This is a genomic window from Paraburkholderia sp. BL21I4N1 (assembly GCF_002973525.1).
Classification (GTDB): domain Bacteria; phylum Pseudomonadota; class Gammaproteobacteria; order Burkholderiales; family Burkholderiaceae; genus Paraburkholderia.
Genome location: NZ_PVEN01000003.1, coordinates 1 through 24,840 on the forward strand (window position 1 = coordinate 1; position 24,840 = coordinate 24,840).

The following is a 24,840-nucleotide window of genomic DNA, read 5'->3' on the forward strand; positions in this document are numbered from 1 at the left end:
TGGAACACGTCCTTGATGGCGGCGCAGAGCGCGTCGGTGTTCACGAGCAGTACGTCGTCGAGATATTCGCTGCACAGGCGGAAGGTTTCTTCGCCAACCAGCTTCACCGCCGTGCCGTCCGAGAACAGACCCACTTCGCTCAGCGTGACGCGCTCACCCGCTTTCAGCGAGACGGCCATGGCGCACGAATCGTCGGTCTGCACGCCGATCACCTTGATCTCCGGGCGCACCGATTTCACATACGCAGCGACACCCGCCGCGAGTCCACCACCGCCGATCGGCACGAAGATCGCGTGGATCGGTCCCTGGTGCTGGCTGAGAATTTCCATCGCGACGGTGCCTTGTCCCGCGATCACATACGGATCGTCGAACGGATGCACGAAGGTCAAACCGCGCTCTTCCTGCAGCTTCACCGCGTGACCATAGGCGTCGCTGTACGACTCGCCGAACTGCACCACTTCGACGGTCGGGCCGCCATGCGCGCGCACGGCATCGACTTTAAGTTGCGGCGTGGTCACCGGCACCACGATGATCGCCTTCACCCCCATGCGCGCCGCCGACAACGCCACGCCCTGCGCATGATTGCCCGCCGACGCGGTAATCACCCCACGCTCCAGCGCCTCGGCCGGAATGTGCGCCATCTTGTTGTACGCGCCGCGCACCTTGAACGAGAACACCGGCTGGTTGTCCTCGCGCTTCAGATAGACCGGATTGCGAAGCCGCGCCGACAGACTCGGCGCGTGTTCGAGTTCGGTCTCGCGAGCCACGTCATAAACGCGCGCGGTCAAAGTTTTCTTCAGATAGTCGTGGGAAGCCATGCGGGTGGCGCGGTGCGCTTTGCGGGACGGGAAAGGGTCAATGATAGCGCCAACGGTGCCGGCTCTGGCCTCCTGCCGATGCGCCGCGAGCCTGTTTCCCGGACCCATCCGACCGTCCGGTCGGCAAATCTGTCGAATCCATGTCTACACCCAACTCGCGACGAAAACGTGCCAAGGCCCGCCACCAACCCGATTTCAGCCGTCAACGCGTGGCGGGATCATGCGGTAGAATTCCATTTTGGAATAAGGATCGGAAGATGCACTGGCAGCCTCGGATCGCCCACTTGATGCCCGTCCCGCGTGAGTCTTGCCCCGCGGCGGAGCGTCTCGTCCGCCACGCACGATCGTGTAGCTAGAACCGAGCGCCGCGAAGCGATCGATGTGGGTCAGGCCGTCGGTTGTGCTTCGCTCCCCAAGAAGATTTCCAGCATTGCGCCCCACGCGCACCGTCAGCCGACGCCTCTTCAGCGAGCGCGCCGGGCTGACCTACCGAGTCGTCCGACTATGAACGCACCTCAAGTTTTCGATCCGCACGGGGCCGCCGCTGCGGTGGCCGCCGATCCCGAAGCGCGTCTGCGCGAAATTCCTTATAACTACACGTCGTTTTCCGACCGTGAAATCGTTATTCGCCTGCTAGGCGACGACGCCTGGGCGGTGCTCGCCGAATTGCGCGCGGAACGCCGCACCGGCCGCTCGGCACGGATGCTGTACGAAGTGCTCGGCGATATCTGGGTCGTGCGCCGCAATCCGTATCTGCAAGACGACATGCTCGACAATCCGAAGCGTCGCGCGCAGTTGATCGAAGCGTTGCATCACCGCCTGACCGAGATCGACAAGCGCCGTCGCGCGGATCTGACCGCGCATGGCGACGAAGCCGGCGTGGACCGCGCCGCGCGCGTCGACACGCTGGTGCAGGCCGCACGCCGCGCGGTGGACGATTTCAAGAGCGAATTCCAGAAGACCTACGACCTGCGTCGCCGCGCGACCAGGGTGCTCGGCAAGGTCACGGAAAAAGACAACATCAAGTTCGACGGTTTGTCCCGCGTCTCGCATGTGACCGACGCGACCGACTGGCGCGTCGAATACCCGTTCGTCGTGTTGACGCCGGATACCGAAGCCGAGATCGCCGGCATGATCAAGGCGTGTTTCGAACTCGGTCTGACCGTGATTCCGCGCGGAGGCGGCACGGGCTACACCGGCGGCGCAGTGCCGCTCACGCCGTTTTCGGCTGTCATCAACACCGAAAAGCTCGAACAGCTCGGCGCGGTGGAAATGACCGAACTGCCGGGCGTCGACCGTAAAGTCGCGACGATTTTCTCCGGCGCGGGCGTGGTCACGCGTCGCGTGACCGAGGCGGCCGAGCAGGCCGGCTTCGTGTTCGCGGTCGACCCGACGTCGCTGGACGCGTCGTGCGTCGGTGGCAACGTGGCGATGAACGCGGGCGGCAAGAAGGCGGTGTTGTGGGGCACGGCGCTCGACAATCTGGCCTGGTGGCGCATGGTCGACCCGGAAGGCAACTGGCTCGAAATCACGCGTCTTGACCACAACATGGGCAAGATTCACGACATCGAAGTCGCGCGTTTCCGGCTCGACTGGTTCGACGGCAACCACGCGCCGGGCGAGAAACTGCTGCGCACCGAGGCGCTCGACATCAAGGGCCGCGTGTTCCGTAAAGAAGGCCTCGGCAAGGACGTCACGGATAAATTCCTCGCCGGGTTGCCCGGCGTGCAGAAAGAAGGCTGCGACGGGCTGATCACGTCCGCGCGCTGGGTGCTGCACAAGATGCCCGCGCACACGCGCACCGTCTGCCTCGAATTCTTCGGCCAGGCGCGGGAGGCAATTCCGAGCATCGTCGAAATCAAGGACTACCTGTTCGAAACGTCGAAGCAGGGCGGCGCGATTCTCGCCGGTCTGGAACACCTCGACGAACGCTATCTGCGCGCGGTCGGCTACGCGACCAAGAGCAAGCGCAACGCGTTTCCGAAGATGGTGCTGATCGGCGACATCGTCGGCGACGATCCGGATGCGGTGGCGCAGGCCACGTCGGAAGTGGTGCGCATGGCCAACGGCAAGAGCGGTGAAGGCTTCGTCGCGGTCGCCGCCGAGGCGCGCAAGCGCTTCTGGCTCGATCGCAGCCGCACGGCCGCGATCGCCAAGCACACCAACGCGTTCAAGATCAACGAAGACGTGGTGATTCCGCTGAACCGGATGGGCGAGTACACCGACGGTATCGAGCGGATCAACATCGAACTGTCGATCAAGAACAAGCTGCAACTGGTCGACGCGCTCGAAGCGTTCTTCAAGGCCGGCAAGCTGCCGCTCGGCAAGAGCGACGACGCGAACGAAATTCCGAGCGCCGAGTTGCTCGAAGATCGCGTCCAGCAGGCGCTCGATCTGATGAAGCGCGTGCGCACCCGCTGGGAATTCCTGCGCGACAAGCTCGATCTGTCGCTGCGCGAGGCGCAGCACTATCTGGTCGGCCTCGGCTACGAAGCGCTGGCGGAGAAGTTCGCGGACCGCGCCGACGCGCAGCCGGACGCCACCGTGTTCCACATCACGCAGGACCGTACGATCCGGGTGTCGTGGAAACAGGAGATCCGCGCCGAATTGCGGCAGATCTTCAACGGCGGCGAATTCAAGCCGATCCTCGAAGAAGCCCAGGCGATCCACAAGAAGGTGCTGCGTGGCCGCGTGTTCGTCGCGCTGCACATGCACGCGGGCGACGGCAACGTCCACACCAACCTGCCGGTCAATTCCGACAACTACGAGATGCTGCAGGACGCCCACAAGGCGGTGGCGCGCATCATGAAGCTGGCGCGTTCGCTCGACGGCGTGATTTCCGGCGAACACGGCATCGGCATTACCAAGCTCGAATTCCTGACCGACGAAGAAATCGGCGAATTCCGCGCGTATAAACAACGCGTTGATCCGCATGGCCGCTTCAACGCGGGCAAGCTGCTCGAAGGCGCCGATCTGCGTAACGCCTACACGCCGAGCTTCGGCCTGATGGGCTACGAGTCGTTGATCATGCAACAGTCCGACATCGGCGCGATTTCCGAGTCGATCAAGGACTGCCTGCGTTGCGGCAAGTGCAAGCCGGTGTGCGCGACCCACGTGCCGCGCGCGAACCTGCTGTACAGCCCGCGCAACAAGATTCTCGCGACCTCCTTGCTGGTCGAGGCGTTCCTGTACGAAGAGCAGACCCGCCGCGGCGTGTCGATCAAGCACTGGGACGAATTCAACGACGTCGCCGATCACTGCACCGTCTGTCACAAATGCGTGACGCCGTGCCCGGTGAAGATCGACTTCGGCGACGTGACCATGAACATGCGCAACCTGCTGCGCAAGATGGGCAAGAAGAAGTTCAATCCGGGCAACGCGGCCGGCATGTTCTTCCTCAACGCGACCAATCCGCAGACCATCAACCTCGCGCGTACGGCGATGATGGGTGTCGGCTACAAGGCGCAGCGCCTCGGCAACGAAGTGCTGAAGAAGTTCACGAAGAAGCAGACGGCACACCCGCCGGCAACCGTCGGCAAGCCGCCGGTCACGCAGCAGGTGATCCACTTCATGAACAAGAAGATGCCCGGCAACCTGCCGAAGAAAACCGCGCGCGCGTTGCTGGATATCGAGGACAACAAGATCGTCCCGATCATCCGCAATCCGAAGACGACCACGGCCGATACGGAAGCGGTGTTCTACTTCCCGGGCTGCGGTTCCGAGCGGCTGTTCTCTCAGGTGGGTCTCGCCACGCAAGCCATGTTGTGGGAGGCGGGCGTGCAAACCGTGCTGCCGCCGGGCTACCTGTGCTGCGGCTACCCGCAACGCGGCTCGGGCCAGTTCGACAAGGCCGAGCAGATCGTCACGGATAACCGCGTGTTGTTCCACCGCGTGGCCAACACGCTGAACTACCTCGACATCAAGACGGTGGTGGTGTCGTGCGGCACCTGCTACGACCAGCTCGCGGGCTACGAATTCGAGAAGATTTTCCCGGGCTGCCGGATCATCGACATTCACGAGTTCCTGCTGGAGAAGGGCATCAAGCTCGAGGGTGTGAACGGCGTGCGCTACATGTATCACGACCCGTGCCACTCGCCGATCAAGACGATCGACCCGGTCAAGCTGGTCAATCAGCTGATGGGCTCGGAGAAGGACGGCTACAAGATCGAGAAGAACGATCGCTGCTGCGGCGAATCCGGCACGCTCGCGGTAACGCGTCCCGACATCTCCACGCAGGTCCGCTTCCGCAAGGAAGAGGAGATGCGCAAGGGCGCGGCCAAGCTGCGCGGTATTCCGCTGGTGGCGGAAGCCGGCGCGAACGCGATCAACCCGGCCAATGCGTCGGCCGGCTCGGCGGGTGCACCGGACGGCTCCGTGCTGAAGGCCGGCGACGGCCCGCAGCCGAACGGCGCCACCGACGTGAAGATCCTGACGAGCTGCCCGTCCTGCCTGCAAGGCCTGTCGCGCTATAACGCGGACGCGGGCACCGAGGCGGACTATATCGTCGTCGAAATGGCGCGCCACGTGCTCGGTGAAGACTGGATGGCCGACTACGTGCAACGGGCGAACAATGGCGGAATCGAGCGCGTGCTGGTTTAATGGCACGACTGACGATTCTTGCCTGAGGACGACGATGGACTGCGTTTTTTGCCGCGAAGACGGTGGCGATGTGCTGTGGCAGGACGACACCCTGCGTGTCGTCCTCGCCGACGAACATGATTACCCGGGCTTCTGCCGGGTGATCTGGAACAATCATGTGGCCGAATTTTCGGACCTCGCCGAGGGCGACCGCGATCGCGTGATGAAGGCCGTGTACGCGGTCGAACGCGCGACACGGCGCGTCATGCAGCCGGTCAAGGTGAATCTCGCGAGCCTCGGCAACCAGGTGCCGCACGTGCACTGGCATGTGATTCCACGGTTTTCGAACGACGCGCATTTTCCGCTGCCCATCTGGGCGCCGCGCCAGCGAACGGTGTCCGAGGCGATGCTGTCGTCGCGCCGCGCGCAGGCCACGTTGCTGCGCGAAGCGGTGCGTCAGGAAATCGAACAGGCATTGGGTTGAGCGCCGCGCTCAACCTGCCGCGTCGCGCCATGGCCCCTCCTTCGAGGGCGCGAAACTGGGGCGGCGCGGCGTTTTCTTATGAGGCTCGATCATGAGCGGACTGACTCCCGATACCCCTGTGCCGACCGGCGTGGTCGTGCATTCCAAATCGCGTGTGCTCGAATTGCAGTACGCAAACGGCGAAGCGTACCGGCTGCCGTTCGAGTTGCTGCGTGTGTATTCGCCGTCGGCGGAAGTGCAGGGCCACGGGCCCGGCCAGGAAACCCTGCAGACCGGCAAGCGCGACGTGACGATCACCATGATCGAAGGCGTCGGCAACTATGCGCTGCAGCCGACTTTCTCCGACGGGCACGGTAGCGGCATCTATTCGTGGGACCAGTTGTACGACATGGCGGTGCGTCAGGATGAACTCTGGGCCGCCTATCTCGCCAAACTACAGGCAGCCGGCGTCGACCGGGATACGCCGATGATTCCATCCGGCGCTGCGCACGGGCACTGTCACTGATACGATTCGCCCTGATCGCCGCACTGATGCGGCGCAACATTTCAGAATACGCGAAAGGACAAGCGCGATGAGCAAAACCCACTTCGGCTTTCAATCGGTCGACGAACAGGACAAAGCGCAGAAGGTGGCGGGCGTGTTCCACTCGGTTGCCGCCAACTACGACTTGATGAACGACCTGATGTCGGGCGGGATGCACCGGGCGTGGAAGCTGTTCACGGTCGCTCAGGCCAACGTGCGGCCGGGTTACAAGGTGCTCGACATCGCGGGCGGCACGGGCGATCTGTCGAAGGCCTTCGCGAAGCGGGCCGGGGAAACCGGCGAGGTCTGGCACACCGACATCAACGAATCCATGCTGCGTGTGGGCCGCGATCGTCTGCTGGACAAAGGGGTGATTACCCCGGCGCTGCTCTGCGACGCCGAGAAAATTCCCTTTCCGGACAACTACTTCGACGTGGTGACGGTGGCGTTCGGCTTGCGCAACATGACGCACAAGGATATCGCGCTGGCCGAAATGCGGCGCGTGCTGAAACCGTCGGGGCGCCTGCTGGTGCTGGAATTCTCGAAGGTGTGGGATCCGCTCAAAAAAGTCTACGACGTCTATTCTTTTAAGGTGTTGCCGTGGTTGGGCGAACGCTTTGCGAAGGACGCCGAGAGCTATCAATACCTGGCGGAATCGATCCGGATGCATCCGGATCAGGAAACTTTAAAAACAATGATGGAACAAGCGGGCCTGGACGGCGTCAAATATTACAATTTGTCAGCTGGCGTGGTAGCTTTACATGTGGGGACCAAATACTAGGGTTCCTAACCCATCGATTTTTAAAGGAAAGTACGAAAATGTCCGATTCAGGTGTGTTATCTCCCCGTAAGGTTAAGCGGTCGCTGGTGAGAAGAATCGGACTGATCGCGATGGTCGGTCTGATCATGGCCGGCTCCCTCGCTTCGCTCGATGCGGAAGCTCGCCGCATGGGCGGTGGCCGTAGTATTGGCCGTCAGTCGAACACGGTTCAGCAGCAGTCCGCTCCCTCGTCGCCCTCCCAAAGCAATTCGGCCATGCAGCAGCGCGCGCAACCGGCTCCGGCGCCTTCGCCGGCCGCGGCCGCCGCGCCTAACCGCTCGCGCTGGCTTGGGCCGATCGCCGGTCTGGCCGCCGGTCTGGGTATCGCCGCGTTGTTGTCGCACTTTGGTCTGGGCGGCGCGTTTGCCGGCGCCATGGCCAACGTGATCGTGATCGCGCTGCTGGCCATGGTCGGTATCTGGCTGGTTCGTCGCTTCATGAATCGCAAGCGTGACACGGGGCAACCGGCGTACGCGGGCGCTTCGCCGTCGCTGAACGTGGGCAACACCGGCTACGCGCCGCAGGAACCTCGCTACAGCGCGCCGCCCACCGGCTCGTATCTCGAGCCGCAAGGCAACCCGCTGAATACGCCGACCATCAACCCGGCGCCGGCCGTGCCGGCCGGATTCGATTCGGACGCGTTCCTGCGTAACGCCAAGGTCTACTTCGTGCGACTGCAAGCCGCATGGGACGTGGGTAATACGGAAGACATCCGCGAATTCACCACGCCGGAAATGTTCGCCGAAGTGAAGGTGGATCTGTCCTCGCGCGGTTCGGAGGCCAACCAGACGGACATCGTCCAGTTGAACGCCGAGATGCTGGGCGTCGAAGAGCGCGCCAACGAGTACTTCGCGAGCGTGCGCTTCTCCGGCCTGATCCGCGAGGCGCCGGGCGCGGCGGCCGAACCGTTCGTCGAAGTGTGGAATCTGTCGAAGGCGAACCGTGCGGGCGAAGGCTGGCTGCTGGCCGGTATCCAGCAGGTCGCGCAGCACTGACATCCTCGCGCGACAGCGTCGGGGCAACGTGGTTGGTCCTGACTTTGCACAAAGCGTTGGCCGTTCGGCATAGCAGGCCGCGAAGCGAACGGACGTTACAATAGGAACCCGCGCGGGCACATCGCCCGCGCGGGTTTTTTCTTGCCACTTTCAATGACCCTCGCCGCCAAGCCCTTCGCTGCTGCTGTCAATCATCTGCTCGCCCGCGAATCGTGGGCTCGTGAGCGCCTCGCCCCTTACGCGGGCAAGACCGCCAGGCTGGCGTGCCCGCCGGTCGTGTTGACGCTGCTCGTGCAGCCCGACGGCTATCTGGCCGCGGTCGGCGAAACCGAGGCGCAGCAGTTCGACGTGACGATCTCGGTGCCGTCCGACGCGTTGCCGGCGTTCGTGCAAGGCGGCCAGGCCGCCGTGATGAAGCACGTGAAGATTGAAGGCGACGCCGAGTTCGCCACGGTGATCGCCAAACTCGCCGAGCATCTGCGCTGGGAACCGGAAGAGGATCTGGCGAAATTCATCGGCGACGGGCCGGCCTGGCGGGTGGCGTCGGTCGTGCGCACGGTCGGTGAACACGTGCAGCGCACCGGGCGTAACCTGCTCGATACCGCCGCTGAATATCTGCTCGACGAGAATCCGCAACTGGTGCGCCGCACCGCGCTCGACGATTTCAACGTCGAACTGGCGCGCGCGCGCGACGCGTTGGCGCGAGTCGAAAAACGCGTCGAGCGTCTTGAACAGAAGGTCGAAGCCCGCGGCGCCGATGCGCCGGGCGGCGCCGCCATGTCGCGCGGCACGCGCTAGTCAACGGGCACAACCATGCGTTTTCTGCGTTTTCTCAAGATTTTTTTCACGGTTATCCGCTTCGGTCTCGATGAGATGATGCTCGGCCGCATCAACGACCGGCGCGTGCGGTTGCTGCTGCGTATCGCCATGATCGGCCGCAAGTTCGACGCGCCGCCGGGTGTGCGCTTGCGGCTGGCGCTGGAAAGTCTCGGGCCGATCTTCGTGAAGTTCGGCCAGGTGTTGTCCACGCGCCGCGACCTGTTGCCGGTGGATATCGCCAATGAGTTGGCGAAGTTGCAGGATCAGGTGCCGCCGTTCGATTCGGCAGTGGCGATCGGTTTGGTCGAGAGCGCGCTCGGTGCGCCGGTCGACGTGTTGTTCGACGATTTCGAGCGGGTGCCGGTGGCGAGCGCCTCGATCGCGCAGGTGCACTTCGCGAAGGTGAAGGCCGGGCAGCACGCGGGCAAAGCCGTCGCGGTGAAGGTGCTGCGGCCGAACATGCTGCCGGTGATCGATTCCGACCTCGCGCTGCTGCGCGATATCGCCGTCTGGGCCGAACGCCTGTGGGCCGACGGCAAGCGTCTGAAGCCGCGCGAGGTGGTCGCCGAATTCGACAAATACCTGCACGACGAACTTGACCTGATGCGCGAGGCGGCCAACGGCAGCCAGTTGCGTCGCAACTTCGCCGGGCTCGATCTGTTGCTGGTGCCGGAAATGTACTGGGAGTTTTGCACGCCCACGGTGCTGGTCATGGAACGCATGGTCGGCGTGCCGATCAGCCAGGTCGAGACGCTGCGCGCGGCGGGCGTGGACATTCCGAAGCTCGCGCGCGAAGGCGTCGAGATTTTCTTCACCCAGGTGTTCCGCGACGGTTTTTTTCACGCCGACATGCATCCGGGCAACATTCAGGTGAGCCTCGATCCGGCGCACTTCGGCCGCTACATCGCGCTCGACTTCGGCATCATCGGCGCGCTGTCGGACTTCGATAAGAACTATCTGGCGCAGAACTTCCTGGCGTTCTTCAAGCGCGACTACCACCGCGTCGCCACGCTGCATCTGGAGTCGGGCTGGGTGCCGCCCACCACGCGCGTCGAGGAACTCGAAAGCGCGATTCGCGCGGTCTGCGAGCCGTATTTCGATCGCGCGCTGAAAGATATTTCGCTCGGTCAGGTGCTGATGCGTTTGTTTTCCACGTCGCGTCGCTTCAACGTCGAGATCCAGCCGCAACTGGTCCTGTTGCAAAAAACCATGCTCAACGTGGAAGGGCTCGGCCGCTCGCTCGATCCTGAACTGGATCTGTGGAAGACCGCGAAGCCATACCTCGAACGCTGGATGAACGAACAGATCGGCCTGCGCGGCTGGTACGAGCGGCTCAAGATCGAAGCGCCGCAGTGGAGCAAGACGTTGCCGCAGTTGCCGCGCCTGATTCACCACGTGCTGGCCGAGCGGCACGACAACAAGCACGGTGCGAACGACGACATGATTCGCCAGATTCTGCTCGAACAGAAGCGCACCAACCGTTTGCTGCAGGGCCTGCTGTTGTTCGGCGTGGCGGTCGGGGTGGGCGCGGTGCTGGCGCGAGCGTTTCTGGCGCTCGCATACGGCGGTTGATTCAGACCTGATCCACGAGGCATTCAATGAGCGATCCGACCCAACCTGCCGTGCCCGACTTCGCGACCCGCGATCCCAACTCGCCGCGGTTCTGGGACGAACGCTTCGAGCGCGGTTTCATGCCATGGGATCAGGCGGGCGTGCCGTCGACGTTTCAGGCTTTCGCCGCTCGCCACCCAGGCGCGGCGGTGCTGATTCCGGGTTGCGGCAGCGCGTACGAGGCGCTCTGGCTGGCCGAGCGCGGCAACCCGGTTCGCGCGATCGATTTCTCGCCGGCCGCCGTTGCGGCGGCGCATGCGCAATTGGGCGCACGGCATGCGCATCTGGTGGAGCAGGCGGACTTCTTCACCTATGAGCCGCCCTTCGCGCCCGAGTGGATTTACGAGCGGGCTTTTCTCTGTGCGTTGCCGCTTGCGCTTCGCGCCGATTACGCACGGCGCATGGCCGAACTCTTGCCCAGCGGCGCGCTGCTCGCCGGATTCTATTTCATCGGCGCGACGCCGAAAGGGCCGCCGTTCGGTATCGAACGCGCTGAGCTCGACGCCCTGCTCACGCCGTACTTCGAGCTGATCGAAGACGAAGCGGTGAATGACTCGATTCCGGTGTTCGCCGGACGTGAGCGCTGGCTGACCTGGCGTCGTCGCGGCTGAACGCGGCGCGTCCGTGTTCGGCACGGAACATCGGCCGCCCTTGATTCGACCCTCGCCGCCCCCATTTATGCGTCCGGCGGCTGCGTCGGGCGCCCATCCCCGAAAACCGGGGGAGGGACATCGTTTGCGGCTATAATTCAAGGCTTTGCAAGCGTTTACTAGATTTCAGTAGGGAAAAGATCATGCCGATCTACGCGTATCGTTGCGAGTCATGCGGCTTCGGGAAGGACGTGCTTCAGAAGATGAGCGATCCCCAGTTGACGCAGTGTCCCGAATGCGGGAAAGACACGTTTCGCAAGCAGGTGACTGCAGCCGGTTTCCAGTTGAAGGGTTCGGGCTGGTACGTCACCGATTTCCGCGGCGGCAATAGCGGCGCGGCTGCGCCTGCTAAGCCCGACGCGAATGGCGCGGCCAATGGCGGCGCCGGCGAGAATGCCGCGGCGGCCAGTAATGGCGGCGCAAAATCCGACACGGCTCCGGCCGCCGGGTCATCGAACGCAGCCGCAACGCCGGCCGCGCCTGCTGCCGCACCGGCAGCGGCGCCGAGTTCGAGCGGTTCCGGCAGCGCCTAGTCGGACTGCCGCCCTGACGGGCGGCGCACACGCCGCGTGCCGGTTCTGACCCGCGCGGCTTTCTGGCGGTACACATGACGACGAAAAAAACGACGCTCAAATCGGTGTTCCTGACTGGCCTGCTGGTGCTGGTGCCTCTGGCTATCACACTGTGGGTGCTCGGCCTGATCATCGGTACGATGGACCAGACACTGTTGCTGCTGCCGAGCTCCTGGCAGCCGGAGCGGGTGTTCGGTTTCCGGTTGCCAGGGCTCGGCGCGGTGCTCACGCTCGCGTTTATCTTTGTCGTCGGGCTGTTGACGCAGAACTTCATCGGGCAGAAGCTCGTGAAGTGGTGGGAAGTCGTGGTCGCGCACATTCCAGTGGTCGGCCCGATCTACACCAGCGTCAAGCAGGTGTCGGATACCTTGCTGTCGAGCAGCGGTAATGCGTTTCGCAAGGCGCTGCTGATCGAGTATCCGCGCCGCGGCTCCTATACGATTGCGTTTCTGACCGGGATTCCGGGCGGCGACGTGGTCAACCACCTGAAAGAAGATCACGTCAGCGTGTATGTGCCGACTACGCCGAACCCTACGTCCGGCTTCTTCCTGATGGTGCCCAAGAGCGAAGTGATCGAACTCGACATGACGGTCGACGCGGCGCTCAAGTACATCGTCTCGATGGGCGTCGTGGCGCCGTCCGCGCCGCCGGCGCCGGTGCGCCGCACGACAGTCGAGCCTCCGCTGTAATGCCGGTGCGGGGCATTCATTGCCGCGCGCCGTTCAACCAATGCATAACGAAAGACAAACATCATGTCGATGAGATCTGAATACTGCGGTCTGGTGACCGAAGAACTGCTGGGCCAATCCGTCTCGCTGTGCGGCTGGGTAAGCCGCCGCCGCGACCATGGCGGCGTCATCTTCATCGACCTGCGCGATCGCGAAGGCCTCGTTCAGGTCGTTTGCGACCCGGACCGCGCGGAGATGTTCAAGACCGCCGAAGGCGTGCGCAACGAGTTCTGCGTGCAAATCAAGGGCGTGGTGCGTAACCGTCCGGAAGGCACCACGAACGCCGCGCTGAAGAGCGGCAAGATCGAAGTGCTGTGCCACGAGCTGATCGTGCTGAACGCGTCGATCACGCCGCCGTTCCAGCTCGACGACGACAACCTGTCGGAAACCACGCGCCTCACGCATCGCGTGCTCGATCTGCGCCGTCCGCAGATGCAGCACAACCTGCGTCTGCGTTACCGCGTCGCGATCGAAGCGCGTAAATATCTGGATGGCCAGGGTTTCATCGACATCGAAACGCCGATGCTCACCAAGAGCACGCCGGAAGGCGCGCGCGATTACCTCGTGCCGTCGCGTACGAACCCCGGTCAGTTCTTCGCGCTGCCGCAATCGCCGCAACTGTTCAAGCAACTGCTGATGGTGGCGAACTTCGATCGCTACTACCAGATCGTCAAGTGCTTCCGCGACGAAGACCTGCGCGCCGACCGTCAGCCGGAATTCACGCAGATCGACTGCGAAACCTCGTTCCTGTCGGAACAGGAAATCCGCGATCTGTTCGAAGCGATGATCCGTCACATCTTCCAGGAAACGATCGGCGTCTCGCTGGACGAGAAATTCCCGGTCATGCTCTATTCGGAAGCCATGCGCCGTTTCGGTTCGGACAAGCCCGACCTGCGCGTCAAGCTCGAATTCACCGACCTGACCGACGCCATGAAAGACGTCGACTTCAAGGTGTTCAGCACGCCGGCCAACACGAAAGACGGTCGCGTTGCCGCGATTCGCGTGCCGAAGGGCGGCGAGCTCTCGCGTGGCGATATCGACAGCTACACGGAATTCGTGCGTATCTACGGCGCTAAGGGACTGGCCTGGATCAAGGTCAACGAAGTCGCCAAGGGCCGTGACGGTCTGCAAAGCCCGATCGTCAAGAACCTGCACGACGAAGCGATCAAGGCGATCATCGAGCGCACCGGCGCGCAAGACGGCGACATTATTTTCTTCGCGGCGGATCGCGCGAAGGTGGTGAACGACAGCCTGGGCGCGCTGCGTCTGAAGATCGGCCACTCGGAATTCGGCAAGGCCAACGGTCTGGTCGAGTCCGGCTGGAAGCCGCTGTGGGTGATCGACTTCCCAATGTTCGAGTACGACGAGGAAGACAACCGCTACGTCGCCGCGCATCACCCGTTCACGAGCCCGAAGGACGAGCACCTCGAGTATCTGGAAACGGATCCGGCGCGCTGCCTCGCGAAAGCCTACGACATGGTGTTGAACGGCTGGGAAATCGGCGGCGGTTCGGTGCGTATCCACCGTGAGGAGGTGCAGAGCAAGGTGTTCCGCGCGCTGAAGATCAACGCGGAAGAAGCGCAAGCCAAGTTCGGCTTCCTGCTCGACGCGCTGCAATACGGCGCGCCGCCGCACGGCGGTATTGCTTTCGGTCTGGACCGCATCGTCACGATGATGGCCGGCGCCGATTCGATCCGCGACGTGATCGCGTTCCCGAAGACGCAACGCGCGCAGTGTCTGCTGACGCAGGCGCCGAGCGAAGTGGACGAGCGCCAGTTGCGCGAGTTGCACATTCGTGTGCGTACGCCGGAACCGAAGGTGTAAATGGGCAGGTTCAAGCGCACCTCGCGCTGTCCGGATGCGGCAGCGTGCGGCGCGCGAAGCGGCGGGTGACCAACAGCCGCAATCAACACCGCGAAACGAAAAAGGCGCAGAGGCAACTCCCAGCGCCTTTTTCGTTTTTTGCGTTACAGTCGCAGCAACAGCTTTCGACCGTCATCCGACATGTACCGCGCAGACCCTGCGCCCAGTTTCCACACCATGCCGAAACCGCCGAAGATTCCGCAATCCGTACTCGTCGTCATCCATACGCCCGCGCTCGAGGTGCTGCTGATCGAGCGCGCCGACCATGCCGGCTTCTGGCAATCGGTGACCGGTTCCAAAGATCAGCTCGATGAAGCGTGCGTCGATACCGCCGTGCGTGAAGTCGCCGAGGAAACCGGCATCGTGATCGGCGGTCGGCTCGTGGCGCAAAGCGCGTTGTTCGACTGGCAATATTCGATCGAATACGAGATCTACCCGGAGTTTCGCCATCGCTATGCCGAAGGCGTGATCCACAACACCGAACACTGGTTCAGCGTGCAGGTGCCCGAGCAACTCAACGTGAGGCTGGCGCCACGCGAGCACACCGCGTTTATGTGGCTGCCCTATGAAGAGGCGGCGTCGCGCTGCTTTTCGTCGTCGAATGCAGATGCGATTCTGCAATTGCCGAAGCGGCTCGCCGGGCGTCACGCGACCGGTGCGGTGGCGGACGACAGCGAGCGTGGCCAGTGAGCGTCGGCGGCGCGCGCCGTTTTGCCCGACTGCGGCAATCGCTGCTCGGCCGCCGCTACTGGCAGCGCTATCGCTTCACTAGCGGCAACGACGTCAAACTGCTGCGCTCCGGCGATGAATTCTTCAGCGCGTTGGTTGCGCGTGTCGATGCCGCGCAACACGACGTTGTGCTGGAAACCTACATCTTCTGCCATGACGACGCCGGCAAGGCGATCAGCGAAGCGTTGCTGCGCGCCGCTTCGCGCGGCGTGAAGGTGCGCGTGATTACCGACGGCATCGGTACCGCGCGCCTGCCGATGTTCACCGAGTGGCCGATGGCCGGCATTGACCATCGTATTTACAACCCGCATCTGTTCGGCCGCTTCGGTTTTTCGCGCACGCACCGCAAGTTGGCGGTGATCGACGATCAGTTCGCTTATTGCGGCGGCATCAATATCGTCGACGACTACGAGAACGACGGCGAGCGACTGCCTTACCGGCGCTGGGATTTCGCTGTCGAATTGCACGGACCGGTCGTCGCGGACGTGCGTCAGGCATTCGAGGTGCAATGGCGGCGGATCCGGCTCGGACACCGGCCGATCGAGTCGCTGGAGCCGGATCTTGGGCCGAAGACGAGCGCGTCGCTCGGCAGTTTGCGGCGGCGCCGTCGACGTCGCAACGAAGCCTTGTGGGCGGGCGGACAACCGTGTGTGGCGTTCGTCGCGCGCGACAACCTGATCAACCGTCGCGCCATCGAGAAAGCGTATCTGACCGCGATCGGCCAGGCGCGCAGCGAAGTCCTGCTGGCCAACCCGTATTTCATGCCGGGCCGCAAGCTGCGTCGTGCGCTGGTGTTGGCGGCGCGGCGCGGGGTCGACGTGAAGCTGATTGTCGGCCGCAAGGAATTCAAGGCGCTCGATTACGCGGTGCCGTTTCTGTATCGCGCGTTGCTGAAGGCCGGTGTGCAGATCGCCGAGTATGAAAAGACGCTGCTGCACGGCAAGGTCGCGGTGGTGGATTCGAACTGGGCGACTGTTGGTTCGTCAAACCTCGACGCCTTGAGCCTGATGCTCAACAACGAAGCCAACGTCGTGCTGGTGAACGATCCCGCGATCGACGCGTTGCGCGAGGCGATTCTCGCCGCGTTCAAGGACTCGCGACGGATCGACGAAGCGCATTACGACGCGCGGCCGGCCGGCGAGCGGGTGCTCAACTGGCTCGCCTATACGACGTATCGCGCAGTGATGAAGGTGTTGACGGTGGGCGGGTACGACTGAACCGGAGCCTGTGTCTTTGCGACGCACGCACATTTCAGACCGATCCTAAAGACTCGTCGCGAAGCGGCAAACACAATCTGCGCTCGATCAATCGGGCGGCCAGATGCATGGCGCAGGTCGCCGATCTATCGACCTTCTTCACGCCCAGCAGCCGGTTCGACTGCGCGCTCACGGCAAGCGGACCGGCCGCGTCACGGAGACGCTATTGCCCACCTCGCCAGCCGTATCCTCTACCTCATCCGACAATCTCTCACGCCTTCACGATCACGCCGTGACGGCGTATCAAGCGGGCCGTCTCGACGAAGTCCACGCGCTTTCCAATCGCATCCTCGAACACAACGCCGGGCACGTCGGCGCGCTGCATCTGCAAGGCCTGCTCGCGCTTGCCTCGGGTCACGCAGAAACCGCTCGCAGCTGGCTCGAACGCGCGATCCAGATTCATCCCGCACCGATCTTCTACAACACGCTCTACGCGATCCAGCTCAAACTGGGCGACTTCGCGGGGGCGATCGACAGTCTGCGCCAGGGGCTTGCGATCGACCCGGACTTCGCGGCCTTGCACTACAACCTCGCGTTGACGCTGCAGCATCACGATTGTCTCGACGAAGCGGCCGTCAGCTATCGCCGCACGCTCGAACTCGACCCGGACAACTCGGCCGCGCATAACAATCTCGGGCGTATCTTAGGCGACCTCGGCGCATTGGACGAAGCGGAGCGGCACTACCGCCGCGCCCTCGAGGTGACCCCAGCGAATCTCATCGCACGGAACAATCTGGCGATGGTTTTGCTGGCCACCGGCCGTTACGAAGCGGCGTGGCCGTATTTCGAAGACCGCTGGATCAGCTTCAGGCGTGCCGATGGAACCCCGGCACGCGAGCCTGTACAAGTGCCGCTGCCGCGCTGGACCGGCGCGGACCTGCGCCATGGCATCGGGAGGCGGGCCGGGCGCGTGCCCTATGAACGCCTGCTTGTCCTGGACGAACAGGGCTATGGCGACAGCCTGCAGTTCGTCCGCTACCTACCATTGTTGCTTCGGTGTTTTCCCTTGGTAGGCTACGTCTGCCCGCCCGCATTGCGCCGCCTTTACGAGCAGTCTTTGTGCTCCCGCTGGCCAGGAATCAGGCTGCTCGACGCCGTGCCGGCCGAGCTGAACGACTGGGATTGCTACTGTCCGCTGATGTCACTGCCGATGGCGTTTCATACGCAAGTAGAAACGATCCCGGCCGAGCTACCTTACCTGCACGCCGATCCCAAACAGGCCGCCATCTGGCGCGCGCGGCTGGCGGCGCTGCCAACCAGGTATCTACCGCGTGTGGGCGTGGTGTGGGCGGGCGGCCATTCGGGTATCGCCGTAGACCGCTTGCGCAGCCTCACCTTCGCGCAGATCGCGCCGCTGCTGGCGCCGGCGCACATCCACTGGATCAGTCTGCAAAAGACAGACGACCCATCCAAACGCGCCAACTCTACCGGCACCGCTTGCGCGGACCCAAACACGAACTCAACCCCGCTAACCGACTGGACCGCCGACCTCGCGGACTTCGCCGACACCGCCGCCTTGATCGCCAACCTCGACCTCGTGATTTCAGTCGATACTTCAGTGGCCCATCTCGCCGCGGCCATGGACAAACCCGTCTGGCTGCTCAATCGCTTTGCGGGTTGCTGGCGCTGGCTTCAGGGCCGCGACGACAGTCCCTGGTATCCCGGCTTGCGCCTCTTCACGCAGCCGCGTCGAGGCGACTGGGACGACGTTCTGACGCGGGTCGCCCGTGCCCTCCAGCAGCGCTTCCCCCACGCCGGCACCCCCCTACAAAGCCCACGCTGACTCGAATCCTTCTCGATTCCGGCCGACTTGCTGCATCATGTCGGCCGGCTGCGGCAATCGGGGAACGTGAGCACCTTCACTGGCAACCTCTGTCTCAAGGCAGAGGCCTGGCAAAGGCCTCTAAAAAATCTGATTCCTCTGATTGACGGATGCCGCAGAATTGGAACCTGGTTAGAAACCGGTTTCTAATAAAGTCCTTGTTTAGCGGGCGGCCGCCCACAATAATAGTACGGCCGTTCGATTTTATTTCGGTCACATTAGAACGGTAAAAAGCTATGCGAAAAGGCGAACAAACGCGAGCCGCGATTCTCGAAGCAGCACTCGATCTGGCAAGCCGCGACGGACTGGAAGGTCTGACGATCGGGCTGCTGGCCGAGCGCATGCAGATGAGCAAAAGCGGTGTGTTCGCGCATTTCGGGTCGCGCGAGGATTTGCAGGTCGAAGTCGTGCGCGAATATCACCGTCGTTTCGAAGACGAGGTGTTCTTCCCGAGCTTGCGCGAGCCTCGTGGCTTGCCGCGCTTGCGCGCGATGATTTCTCGCTGGATCGAGAAGCGCATTCAGGAAGTCACGACCGGGTGCATCTACATCAGCGGCGCCGTCGAATACGACGACCGCGCGGATAACCCGGTGCGTGAGCAACTGGTGTCGAGCGTGACGATCTGGCGTGCGGCACTCACGCGCGCCATTTCGCAGTCGATGGAAGAAGGGCATCTGCGTGCCGACACCGATCCGCAACTGATGCTGTTCGAACTGTATAGCTTCACGCTCGGTCTGCATCACGACGCACGCTTCCTGCACCTGCCGGACGCCGTGCGCCTCACGTGGGCCGCGCTGGAAAAATTGATTGTTTCGTATCAAAGCGAAAGCCGTTAGCAGAGCCGCCGAACCTCAAAAGATTCGCGGCGCAGAAAGTTCCGATCCACGGACTCAGCTAATAGCCTGGCTTCTTGTCAAACTTGGAGAGAGTCATGGGACAGTACGCCGCGCCGCTGCGCGACATGCAATTCGTGTTGCACGAACTGCTTAACGTCGAAGCCGAAATCAAGCAGATGCCGAAGCACGCGGATCTCGACGCCGACACCATCAACGCGGTGCTGGAAGAGGCCGGCAAGTTCTGCGCCGAAGTGCTGTTCCCGCTCAACCACAGCGGCGACCAGGAAGGCTGCACGTACGTCGGCGACGGTGTCGTGACCACGCCGAAGGGCTTCAAGGAAGCATACAAGCAATACGTCGAAGCCGGCTGGCCCGCACTGGGCTGCGATCCGGAATACGGCGGTCAGGGGCTGCCGGCTTTCGTCAACAACGCGTTGTACGAAATGCTGAACTCGGCAAACCAGGCATGGACCATGTACCCGGGCCTGTCGCACGGCGCGTACGAATGTCTGCACGCGCACGGCACGCCTGAACTGCAAAAAGCTTATCTGCCGAAGCTGGTCGCGGGCGTCTGGACCGGCACGATGTGTCTGACCGAACCGCATTGCGGCACCGACCTCGGCATTCTGCGCACCAAGGCCGAACCGAACAGCGACGGCTCGTACGCGATCAGCGGCACCAAGATTTTCATCTCCAGCGGCGAACACGATCTCGCGGAGAACATCGTTCACCTGGTGCTCGCGCGTCTGCCGGGCGCACCGAACGGCACCAAGGGCATTTCGCTGTTCATCGTGCCGAAATTCGTGCCGAACGCAGCCGGTGAGCCGGGCGAGCGCAACGGCGTGAAGTGCGGTTCCATCGAGCACAAGATGGGCATTCACGGCAACGCCACCTGCGTGATCAATCTCGACAACGCGCAGGGCTGGCTGGTCGGCGAGCCGAACAAGGGCTTGAACGCCATGTTCGTGATGATGAACGCCGCGCGTCTCGGCGTCGGCATGCAGAGTCTGGGCCTGACCGAAATCGGTTACCAGAACTCGCTGACGTATGCGAAAGAGCGTCTGCAGATGCGTTCGCTGACGGGCCCGAAGGCGCCGGAAAAAGCTGCCGATCCTATCATCGTGCATCCGGACGTGCGCCGCATGTTGCTCACGCAGAAGGCCTACGCCGAAGCCGCGCGCGCATTCTCGTACTGGTCTGCGCTGCATATCGACAAGGAACTGTCGCACGCCGACGAAGCCGCGCGTAAGGACGCTGCCGACCTCGTCGCGCTGCTCACGCCGATTCTGAAAGCGTTCCTGTCGGACAATGCGTTTGAAAGCACCAACCACGCCATGCAGATCTACGGCGGCCACGGCTTCATCGCCGAGTGGGGCATGGAGCAGTACGTGCGCGACGCGCGGATCAACATGATCTACGAAGGCACCAACGCGATTCAGGCGCTCGACCTGCTCGGCCGCAAGATTCTCGGCGACATGGGCGCGAAGATGAAGAAGTTCGGCAAGCTGGTGTCGGATTTCGTCGAAGCCGAAGGCATCAAGCCGGAAATGCAGGAGTTCATCAACCCGCTCGCCGACATCGGCGACAAGGTGCAGAAGCTCACGATGGAAATCGGCATGAAGGCCATGCAGAACCCGGACGAAGTCGGTGCCGCCGCCGTGCCGTATCTGCGCACCGTCGGTCACCTGGTGTTCTCGTACTTCTGGGCCCGCATGGCGCGTATCGCGCTGGACAAGGAAGCCTCCGGCGATCCGTTCTACAAGGCCAAGCTCGCCACCGCGCGTTTCTACTTCGCGAAGCTGCTGCCGGAAACGGCCATGACCATCCGTCAGGCGCGCGCCGGTTCGAAGTCGATGATGGACGTCGACGAAGCGCTGTTCTAAAGCCACATCACGACAGGCGCCGCGCGTCACGCGAGCGGCGCCTGTGTCAGCCACACATCACATCGTGACGCGTCGATCGACGCGTCGCGACATCGCATAACTCCCCGGAGGAACGACGTGAGCAATCTGATCATTCGCAAGGTAGCCGTGCTTGGCGCCGGCGTGATGGGCGCGCAGATCGCCGCGCACCTGATCAACGCCAAGGTGCCCGTGCTGCTGTTCGACCTGCCCGCCAAGGAAGGCCCGAAGAACGCGATCGCACTGAAGGCGATCGAGAATCTGAAGAAGCTGTCGCCGGCGCCGTTCGGCGTGAAGGACGACGCGCAATACATCCAGCCCGCCAATTACGACGACGACATCGAGAAGCTCGCCGAATGCGATCTCGTGATCGAAGCCATCGCCGAGCGGATGGACTGGAAGCACGACCTGTACAAGAAGGTCGCGCCGCATCTCGCACCGAACGCGATTTTCGCGACCAACACGTCGGGTCTGTCGATCACGTCGTTGTCGGAAGGTTTCCCGGATGAACTGAAGGCGCGCTTCTGCGGCGTGCATTTCTTCAATCCGCCGCGTTACATGCATCTGGTCGAACTGATCCCGACCGCGACGACGCGTCCGGAAATTCTCGATCAGCTCGAATCCTTCCTGACGAGCGTGGTCGGCAAGGGCGTCGTGCGCGCCAAAGACACGCCGAACTTCATCGCCAACCGCGTCGGGATTTTCTCGATCCTCGCGGTCGTGACGGAAGCCGCGAAATTCGGCCTGCGTTTCGACGAAGTGGACGATCTGACCGGCGCGCGTCTGGGCCGTGCGAAGTCCGCGACGTTCCGCACCGCCGACGTGGTCGGTCTGGACACGATGGCGCACGTCATCAAGACGATGCAGGACACGCTGAAGGACGACCCGTTCTTCCCGGTCTACGAAACGCCGGCCGTGCTGGCCGAACTGGTCAAGAAGGGCGCGCTTGGTCAGAAGACCGGCGGCGGCTTCTACAAGAAAGAAGGTAAGGCGATCAAGGTGCTCGACCCGAAGACGGGTGAGTACGTGGACGGCGGCGCGAAGGCGGACGAACTGGTCGGCCGTATTCTGAAGCGCCCGGCGGCCGAGCGTCTGAAGCTGCTGCGTGAATCGGAACATCCGCAGGCGCAGTTCCTGTGGGCGATTTTCCGCGACGTGTATCACTACATCGGCGTGCATCTGGAATCGATCGCCGACAACGCGCGCGACGTCGATCTGGCGATCCGCTGGGGCTTCGGCTGGAACGAAGGTCCGTTCGAAGGCTGGCAGACGGCTGGCTGGAAGCAGGTCGCGGAGTGGGTGCAGGAGGACATCGCGGCAGGCAAGGCGTTGTCGAACGTGCCGCTGCCGTCGTGGGTGCTCGAAGGTCCGGTCGCTGACAAGGGCGGCGTGCATACCAACGAAGGTTCGTGGTCGCCGGCGTCGAAGACGTTCGTGCCGCGCTCGTCGCTGGGCGTGTACGACAAGCAGGTGTTTCGTGCACCGCTGGTCGGCGAGACCTCGGCCGATCCGAAAACCTACGGCAAGACGCTGTTCGAAACCGATGCCGTGCGTGCTTGGGTCGACGATCGCGCGGGTGAGAACGACGTGTTGATCGTGTCGTTCAAGAGCAAGATGAACACGATCGGACCGTCGGTGATCGACGGTCTGACGCAGGCTATCGAACTCGCCGAAAAGGATTACAAGGGTCTGGTGGTGTGGCAGCCCACGTCGCTGAAGCTCGGCACGCCGGGCGGTCCGTTCTCCGCCGGCGCCAACCTCGAAGAAGCGATGCCCGTGTTCATGATGGGCGGCGCGAAGGGGATCGAGCCGTTCGTCAAGAAATTCCAGCAGGGCATGCTGCGCGTGAAGTACGCGAGCGTGCCGGTCATCTCGGCCGTGTCGGGCATTGCGCTCGGCGGTGGTTGCGAGCTGGCGCTGCACAGCGCGAAGCGGGTGGCGCATATCGAGAGCTACTTCGGTCTGGTGGAAGTCGGTGTCGGCCTCGTGCCGGCCGGCGGCGGCCTGAAGGAAGCGGCCCTGCGCGCGGCGGAAGCGGCGACGCAAGCCGGCGCGACCAACGACCTGCTGAAGTTCGTGCAGAAGTCGTTCGAAAACGCGGCGACGGCGAAGGTCTCGGCCTCCGCGCTCGACGCCCGCGCCATGGGTTACCTGAAGCCGTCGGACACGATCGTCTTCAATGTGTTCGAGCTGCTCGATATCGCGAAGAAGGAAGCGCGCGCGCTGTCCGCGGCGGGTTACCGTCCGCCGCTGCGGGTCACGCAGGTGCCGGTGGCGGGCCGCTCGGCGATCGCGACCATCAAGGCGTCGCTCGTCAATATGCGCGACGGCCGCTTTATCAGCGAGCACGATTACCTGATCGCAAGCCGCATCGCTGAAGCGGTGTGCGGCGGCGATGTCGAAGCCGGTAGCCTCGTCGACGAAGAATGGCTGCTGCAACTCGAGCGTCGTGCGTTTGTCGACCTGCTCGGCACGCAGAAGACGCAGGAACGGATCATGGGCATGCTGCAAACCGGCAAGCCGGTTCGTAACTAAGCGACGAGCTAAGGAGCTAAATATGTCAAAGCAATTGCAAGACGCATACATCGTCGCCGCGAGCCGCACGCCGATCGGCAAGGCGCCGCGCGGGATGTTCAAGAACACGCGCCCGGACGAACTGCTGGTGCACGCCATCCGGTCGGCCGTGGCGCAAGTGCCCGGCCTCGACACCAAGGTGATCGAAGACGCCATCATCGGCTGCGCGATTCCGGAAGCGGAACAAGGCCTCAACGTCGCGCGAATGGGCGCACTGCTGGCCGGCCTGCCGAACACGGTCGGCGGCGTCACGGTGAACCGCTTCTGCGCGTCGGGCCTGACCGCGCTGGCCATGGCGGCGGACCGCATCCGCGTGGGCGAATCCGACGCGATGATTGCGGGCGGCTGTGAATCGATGAGCATGGTGCCGATGATGGGCAACAAGCCGTCCATGTCGCCGCACATCTTCGATCGCAGCGAAGACTTCGGTATTGCGTACGGCATGGGCCTGACGGCCGAGAAGGTTGCCGAACGCTGGAAGATCAGCCGCGAAGCACAAGACGCGTTCTCGGTCGAATCGCATCGCCGCGCCATCGCCGCGCAGCAGTCCGGTGAGTTCAACGACGAAATCGCCGCGTACACGATCACCGAGCGTTTCCCCGATCTCGCCACCGGCGAAGTGAAGGTCAAGACGCGTGAAGTGTCGCTCGACGAAGGTCCGCGCGCGGAAACCACGCTGGAAGGCTTGGCCAAGCTGCGCACGGTGTTCGCGAACAAGGGTTCGGTCACGGCGGGCAACAGCTCGCAGACGTCGGACGGCGCGGGCGCATTGATCGTCGTGTCGGAAAAGATGCTGAAGGAATTCAACCTGACGCCGCTCGCGCGTTTCGTCAGCTTCGCCGTGCGCGGCGTGCCGCCGGAAATCATGGGTATCGGTCCGAAGGAAGCGATTCCGGCCGCGCTGAAGGCCGCCGGCCTGAAGATCGACGACATCGACTGGATCGAACTGAACGAAGCGTTCGCCGCGCAATCGCTGGCGGTGATTCAGGACCTCGGGCTGGATCCGTCGAAGATCAACCCGCTCGGCGGCGCGATCGCTCTCGGCCACCCGCTGGGCGCGACGGGCGCGATTCGTGCGTCGACGGTGGTGCATGGTCTGCGCCGCCGCAACTACAAATACGGCATGGTGACGATGTGCGTCGGCACCGGCATGGGCGCCGCGGGCATCATCGAGCGTCTGTAAACCGGATAACGCCGGCGACCCCGGTGTTTGCACAGGTCCCCATGGGCACCCCTTAAGGACCGCGGAACGGTTCGCAGG

At 63.2% G+C, this 24,840-nt stretch carries 19 protein-coding genes; 18 read left to right on the forward strand and 1 reads right to left on the reverse strand.

Features of this window, described 5'->3' with window-relative positions:
• On the reverse strand, positions 1-818 hold an 818-nt coding region (gene ilvA, locus B0G83_RS09645), incomplete at its 3' end, for a threonine ammonia-lyase, biosynthetic (RefSeq protein ID WP_105507224.1).
• A gap of 504 nt (positions 819-1,322) precedes the next feature.
• On the opposite strand from ilvA, the gene B0G83_RS09655 reads away from it, so the two are divergent.
• From B0G83_RS09655 to B0G83_RS09740, 18 genes are all read left to right on the forward strand, one after another.
• Positions 1,323-5,417 carry an FAD/FMN-binding oxidoreductase gene (locus B0G83_RS09655; protein WP_105507225.1) on the forward strand — a complete coding sequence of 1,365 codons (4,095 nt, stop codon included), beginning with the start codon at positions 1,323-1,325 and terminating at the stop codon, positions 5,415-5,417.
• A 34-nt stretch (positions 5,418-5,451) separates the two neighbouring features.
• Positions 5,452-5,880 carry an HIT family protein gene (locus B0G83_RS09660; protein WP_105507226.1) on the forward strand — a complete coding sequence of 143 codons (429 nt, stop codon included), beginning with the start codon at positions 5,452-5,454 and terminating at the stop codon, positions 5,878-5,880.
• A gap of 91 nt (positions 5,881-5,971) precedes the next feature.
• A complete protein-coding gene (locus B0G83_RS09665) occupies positions 5,972-6,385 on the forward strand; it encodes a gamma-butyrobetaine hydroxylase-like domain-containing protein (protein WP_105507227.1) in 414 nt (137 codons plus the stop codon).
• Positions 6,386-6,452: 67 nt separating this feature from the next.
• Positions 6,453-7,184, forward strand: coding sequence for a bifunctional demethylmenaquinone methyltransferase/2-methoxy-6-polyprenyl-1,4-benzoquinol methylase UbiE (gene ubiE / locus B0G83_RS09670; RefSeq protein ID WP_035553465.1), 732 nt, complete (start codon positions 6,453-6,455; stop codon positions 7,182-7,184).
• 38 nt (positions 7,185-7,222) lie between these two features.
• The gene (locus tag B0G83_RS09675; RefSeq protein ID WP_105507228.1) at positions 7,223-8,218 is read left to right on the forward strand and encodes a Tim44 domain-containing protein; all 996 of its coding nucleotides are present in this window, start codon (positions 7,223-7,225) and stop codon (positions 8,216-8,218) included.
• A 153-nt stretch (positions 8,219-8,371) separates the two neighbouring features.
• Positions 8,372-9,016 carry an SCP2 domain-containing protein gene (locus tag B0G83_RS09680; protein WP_105507229.1) on the forward strand — a complete coding sequence of 215 codons (645 nt, stop codon included), beginning with the start codon at positions 8,372-8,374 and terminating at the stop codon, positions 9,014-9,016.
• A 15-nt stretch (positions 9,017-9,031) separates the two neighbouring features.
• The gene (ubiB, locus tag B0G83_RS09685) at positions 9,032-10,609 is read left to right on the forward strand and encodes a ubiquinone biosynthesis regulatory protein kinase UbiB (RefSeq protein ID WP_105507230.1); all 1,578 of its coding nucleotides are present in this window, start codon (positions 9,032-9,034) and stop codon (positions 10,607-10,609) included.
• 26 nt (positions 10,610-10,635) lie between these two features.
• A complete protein-coding gene (locus tag B0G83_RS09690; protein ID WP_105507231.1) occupies positions 10,636-11,259 on the forward strand; it encodes a methyltransferase domain-containing protein in 624 nt (207 codons plus the stop codon).
• Between the two features lie 182 nt (positions 11,260-11,441).
• Entirely contained in the window at positions 11,442-11,831 is a 390-nt protein-coding gene (locus B0G83_RS09695; RefSeq protein WP_105507232.1) for an FmdB family zinc ribbon protein, read from the forward strand.
• A gap of 74 nt (positions 11,832-11,905) precedes the next feature.
• On the forward strand, positions 11,906-12,559 hold the full coding sequence (locus tag B0G83_RS09700; RefSeq protein WP_105507233.1) for a DUF502 domain-containing protein: 654 nt from the start codon (positions 11,906-11,908) through the stop codon (positions 12,557-12,559).
• Positions 12,560-12,622: 63 nt separating this feature from the next.
• Positions 12,623-14,422, forward strand: a complete 1,800-nt coding sequence (aspS, locus tag B0G83_RS09705) for an aspartate--tRNA ligase (protein ID WP_105507234.1) — start codon at positions 12,623-12,625, stop codon at positions 14,420-14,422.
• 216 nt (positions 14,423-14,638) lie between these two features.
• Positions 14,639-15,151 carry a dihydroneopterin triphosphate diphosphatase gene (gene nudB, locus B0G83_RS09710; protein ID WP_105507235.1) on the forward strand — a complete coding sequence of 171 codons (513 nt, stop codon included), beginning with the start codon at positions 14,639-14,641 and terminating at the stop codon, positions 15,149-15,151.
• Complete coding sequence (gene clsB / locus B0G83_RS09715) at positions 15,148-16,407, forward strand: cardiolipin synthase ClsB (RefSeq protein ID WP_105507236.1); 1,260 nt, start codon at positions 15,148-15,150, stop codon at positions 16,405-16,407. The genes nudB and clsB overlap by 4 nt, the downstream gene beginning before the upstream one ends.
• 271 nt (positions 16,408-16,678) lie before the next feature.
• Positions 16,679-18,229 carry a tetratricopeptide repeat protein gene (locus tag B0G83_RS09720; protein ID WP_258167851.1) on the forward strand — a complete coding sequence of 517 codons (1,551 nt, stop codon included), beginning with the start codon at positions 16,679-16,681 and terminating at the stop codon, positions 18,227-18,229.
• A gap of 275 nt (positions 18,230-18,504) precedes the next feature.
• Positions 18,505-19,104 (forward strand): TetR/AcrR family transcriptional regulator, encoded by a 600-nt coding sequence (locus B0G83_RS09725; RefSeq protein ID WP_035553448.1) that lies wholly within the window; start codon positions 18,505-18,507, stop codon positions 19,102-19,104.
• 95 nt (positions 19,105-19,199) lie between these two features.
• Complete coding sequence (locus tag B0G83_RS09730; protein WP_105507238.1) at positions 19,200-20,987, forward strand: acyl-CoA dehydrogenase C-terminal domain-containing protein; 1,788 nt, start codon at positions 19,200-19,202, stop codon at positions 20,985-20,987.
• A 117-nt stretch (positions 20,988-21,104) separates the two neighbouring features.
• Entirely contained in the window at positions 21,105-23,540 is a 2,436-nt protein-coding gene (locus tag B0G83_RS09735) for a 3-hydroxyacyl-CoA dehydrogenase/enoyl-CoA hydratase family protein (RefSeq protein WP_105507239.1), read from the forward strand.
• A 22-nt stretch (positions 23,541-23,562) separates the two neighbouring features.
• Positions 23,563-24,762 (forward strand): acetyl-CoA C-acyltransferase, encoded by a 1,200-nt coding sequence (locus tag B0G83_RS09740; RefSeq protein WP_105507240.1) that lies wholly within the window; start codon positions 23,563-23,565, stop codon positions 24,760-24,762.
• Positions 24,763-24,840 lie beyond the last annotated feature (78 nt).

Bases quoted from the DNA above. Each gene is read 5' to 3' on its own strand.
- B0G83_RS09655 (WP_105507225.1), top strand. From the start codon at position 1,323: ATGAACGCACCTCAAGTTTTCGATCCGCACGGGGCCGCCGCTGCGGTG.
- B0G83_RS09660 (WP_105507226.1), top strand. From the start codon at position 5,452: ATGGACTGCGTTTTTTGCCGCGAAGACGGTGGCGATGTGCTGTGGCAG.
- B0G83_RS09665 (WP_105507227.1), top strand. From the start codon at position 5,972: ATGAGCGGACTGACTCCCGATACCCCTGTGCCGACCGGCGTGGTCGTG.
- ubiE (WP_035553465.1), top strand. From the start codon at position 6,453: ATGAGCAAAACCCACTTCGGCTTTCAATCGGTCGACGAACAGGACAAA.
- B0G83_RS09675 (WP_105507228.1), top strand. From the start codon at position 7,223: ATGTCCGATTCAGGTGTGTTATCTCCCCGTAAGGTTAAGCGGTCGCTG.
- B0G83_RS09680 (WP_105507229.1), top strand. From the start codon at position 8,372: ATGACCCTCGCCGCCAAGCCCTTCGCTGCTGCTGTCAATCATCTGCTC.
- ubiB (WP_105507230.1), top strand. From the start codon at position 9,032: ATGCGTTTTCTGCGTTTTCTCAAGATTTTTTTCACGGTTATCCGCTTC.
- B0G83_RS09690 (WP_105507231.1), top strand. From the start codon at position 10,636: ATGAGCGATCCGACCCAACCTGCCGTGCCCGACTTCGCGACCCGCGAT.
- B0G83_RS09695 (WP_105507232.1), top strand. From the start codon at position 11,442: ATGCCGATCTACGCGTATCGTTGCGAGTCATGCGGCTTCGGGAAGGAC.
- B0G83_RS09700 (WP_105507233.1), top strand. From the start codon at position 11,906: ATGACGACGAAAAAAACGACGCTCAAATCGGTGTTCCTGACTGGCCTG.
- aspS (WP_105507234.1), top strand. From the start codon at position 12,623: ATGTCGATGAGATCTGAATACTGCGGTCTGGTGACCGAAGAACTGCTG.
- nudB (WP_105507235.1), top strand. From the start codon at position 14,639: ATGCCGAAACCGCCGAAGATTCCGCAATCCGTACTCGTCGTCATCCAT.
- B0G83_RS09725 (WP_035553448.1), top strand. From the start codon at position 18,505: ATGCGAAAAGGCGAACAAACGCGAGCCGCGATTCTCGAAGCAGCACTC.
- B0G83_RS09730 (WP_105507238.1), top strand. From the start codon at position 19,200: ATGGGACAGTACGCCGCGCCGCTGCGCGACATGCAATTCGTGTTGCAC.
- B0G83_RS09740 (WP_105507240.1), top strand. From the start codon at position 23,563: ATGTCAAAGCAATTGCAAGACGCATACATCGTCGCCGCGAGCCGCACG.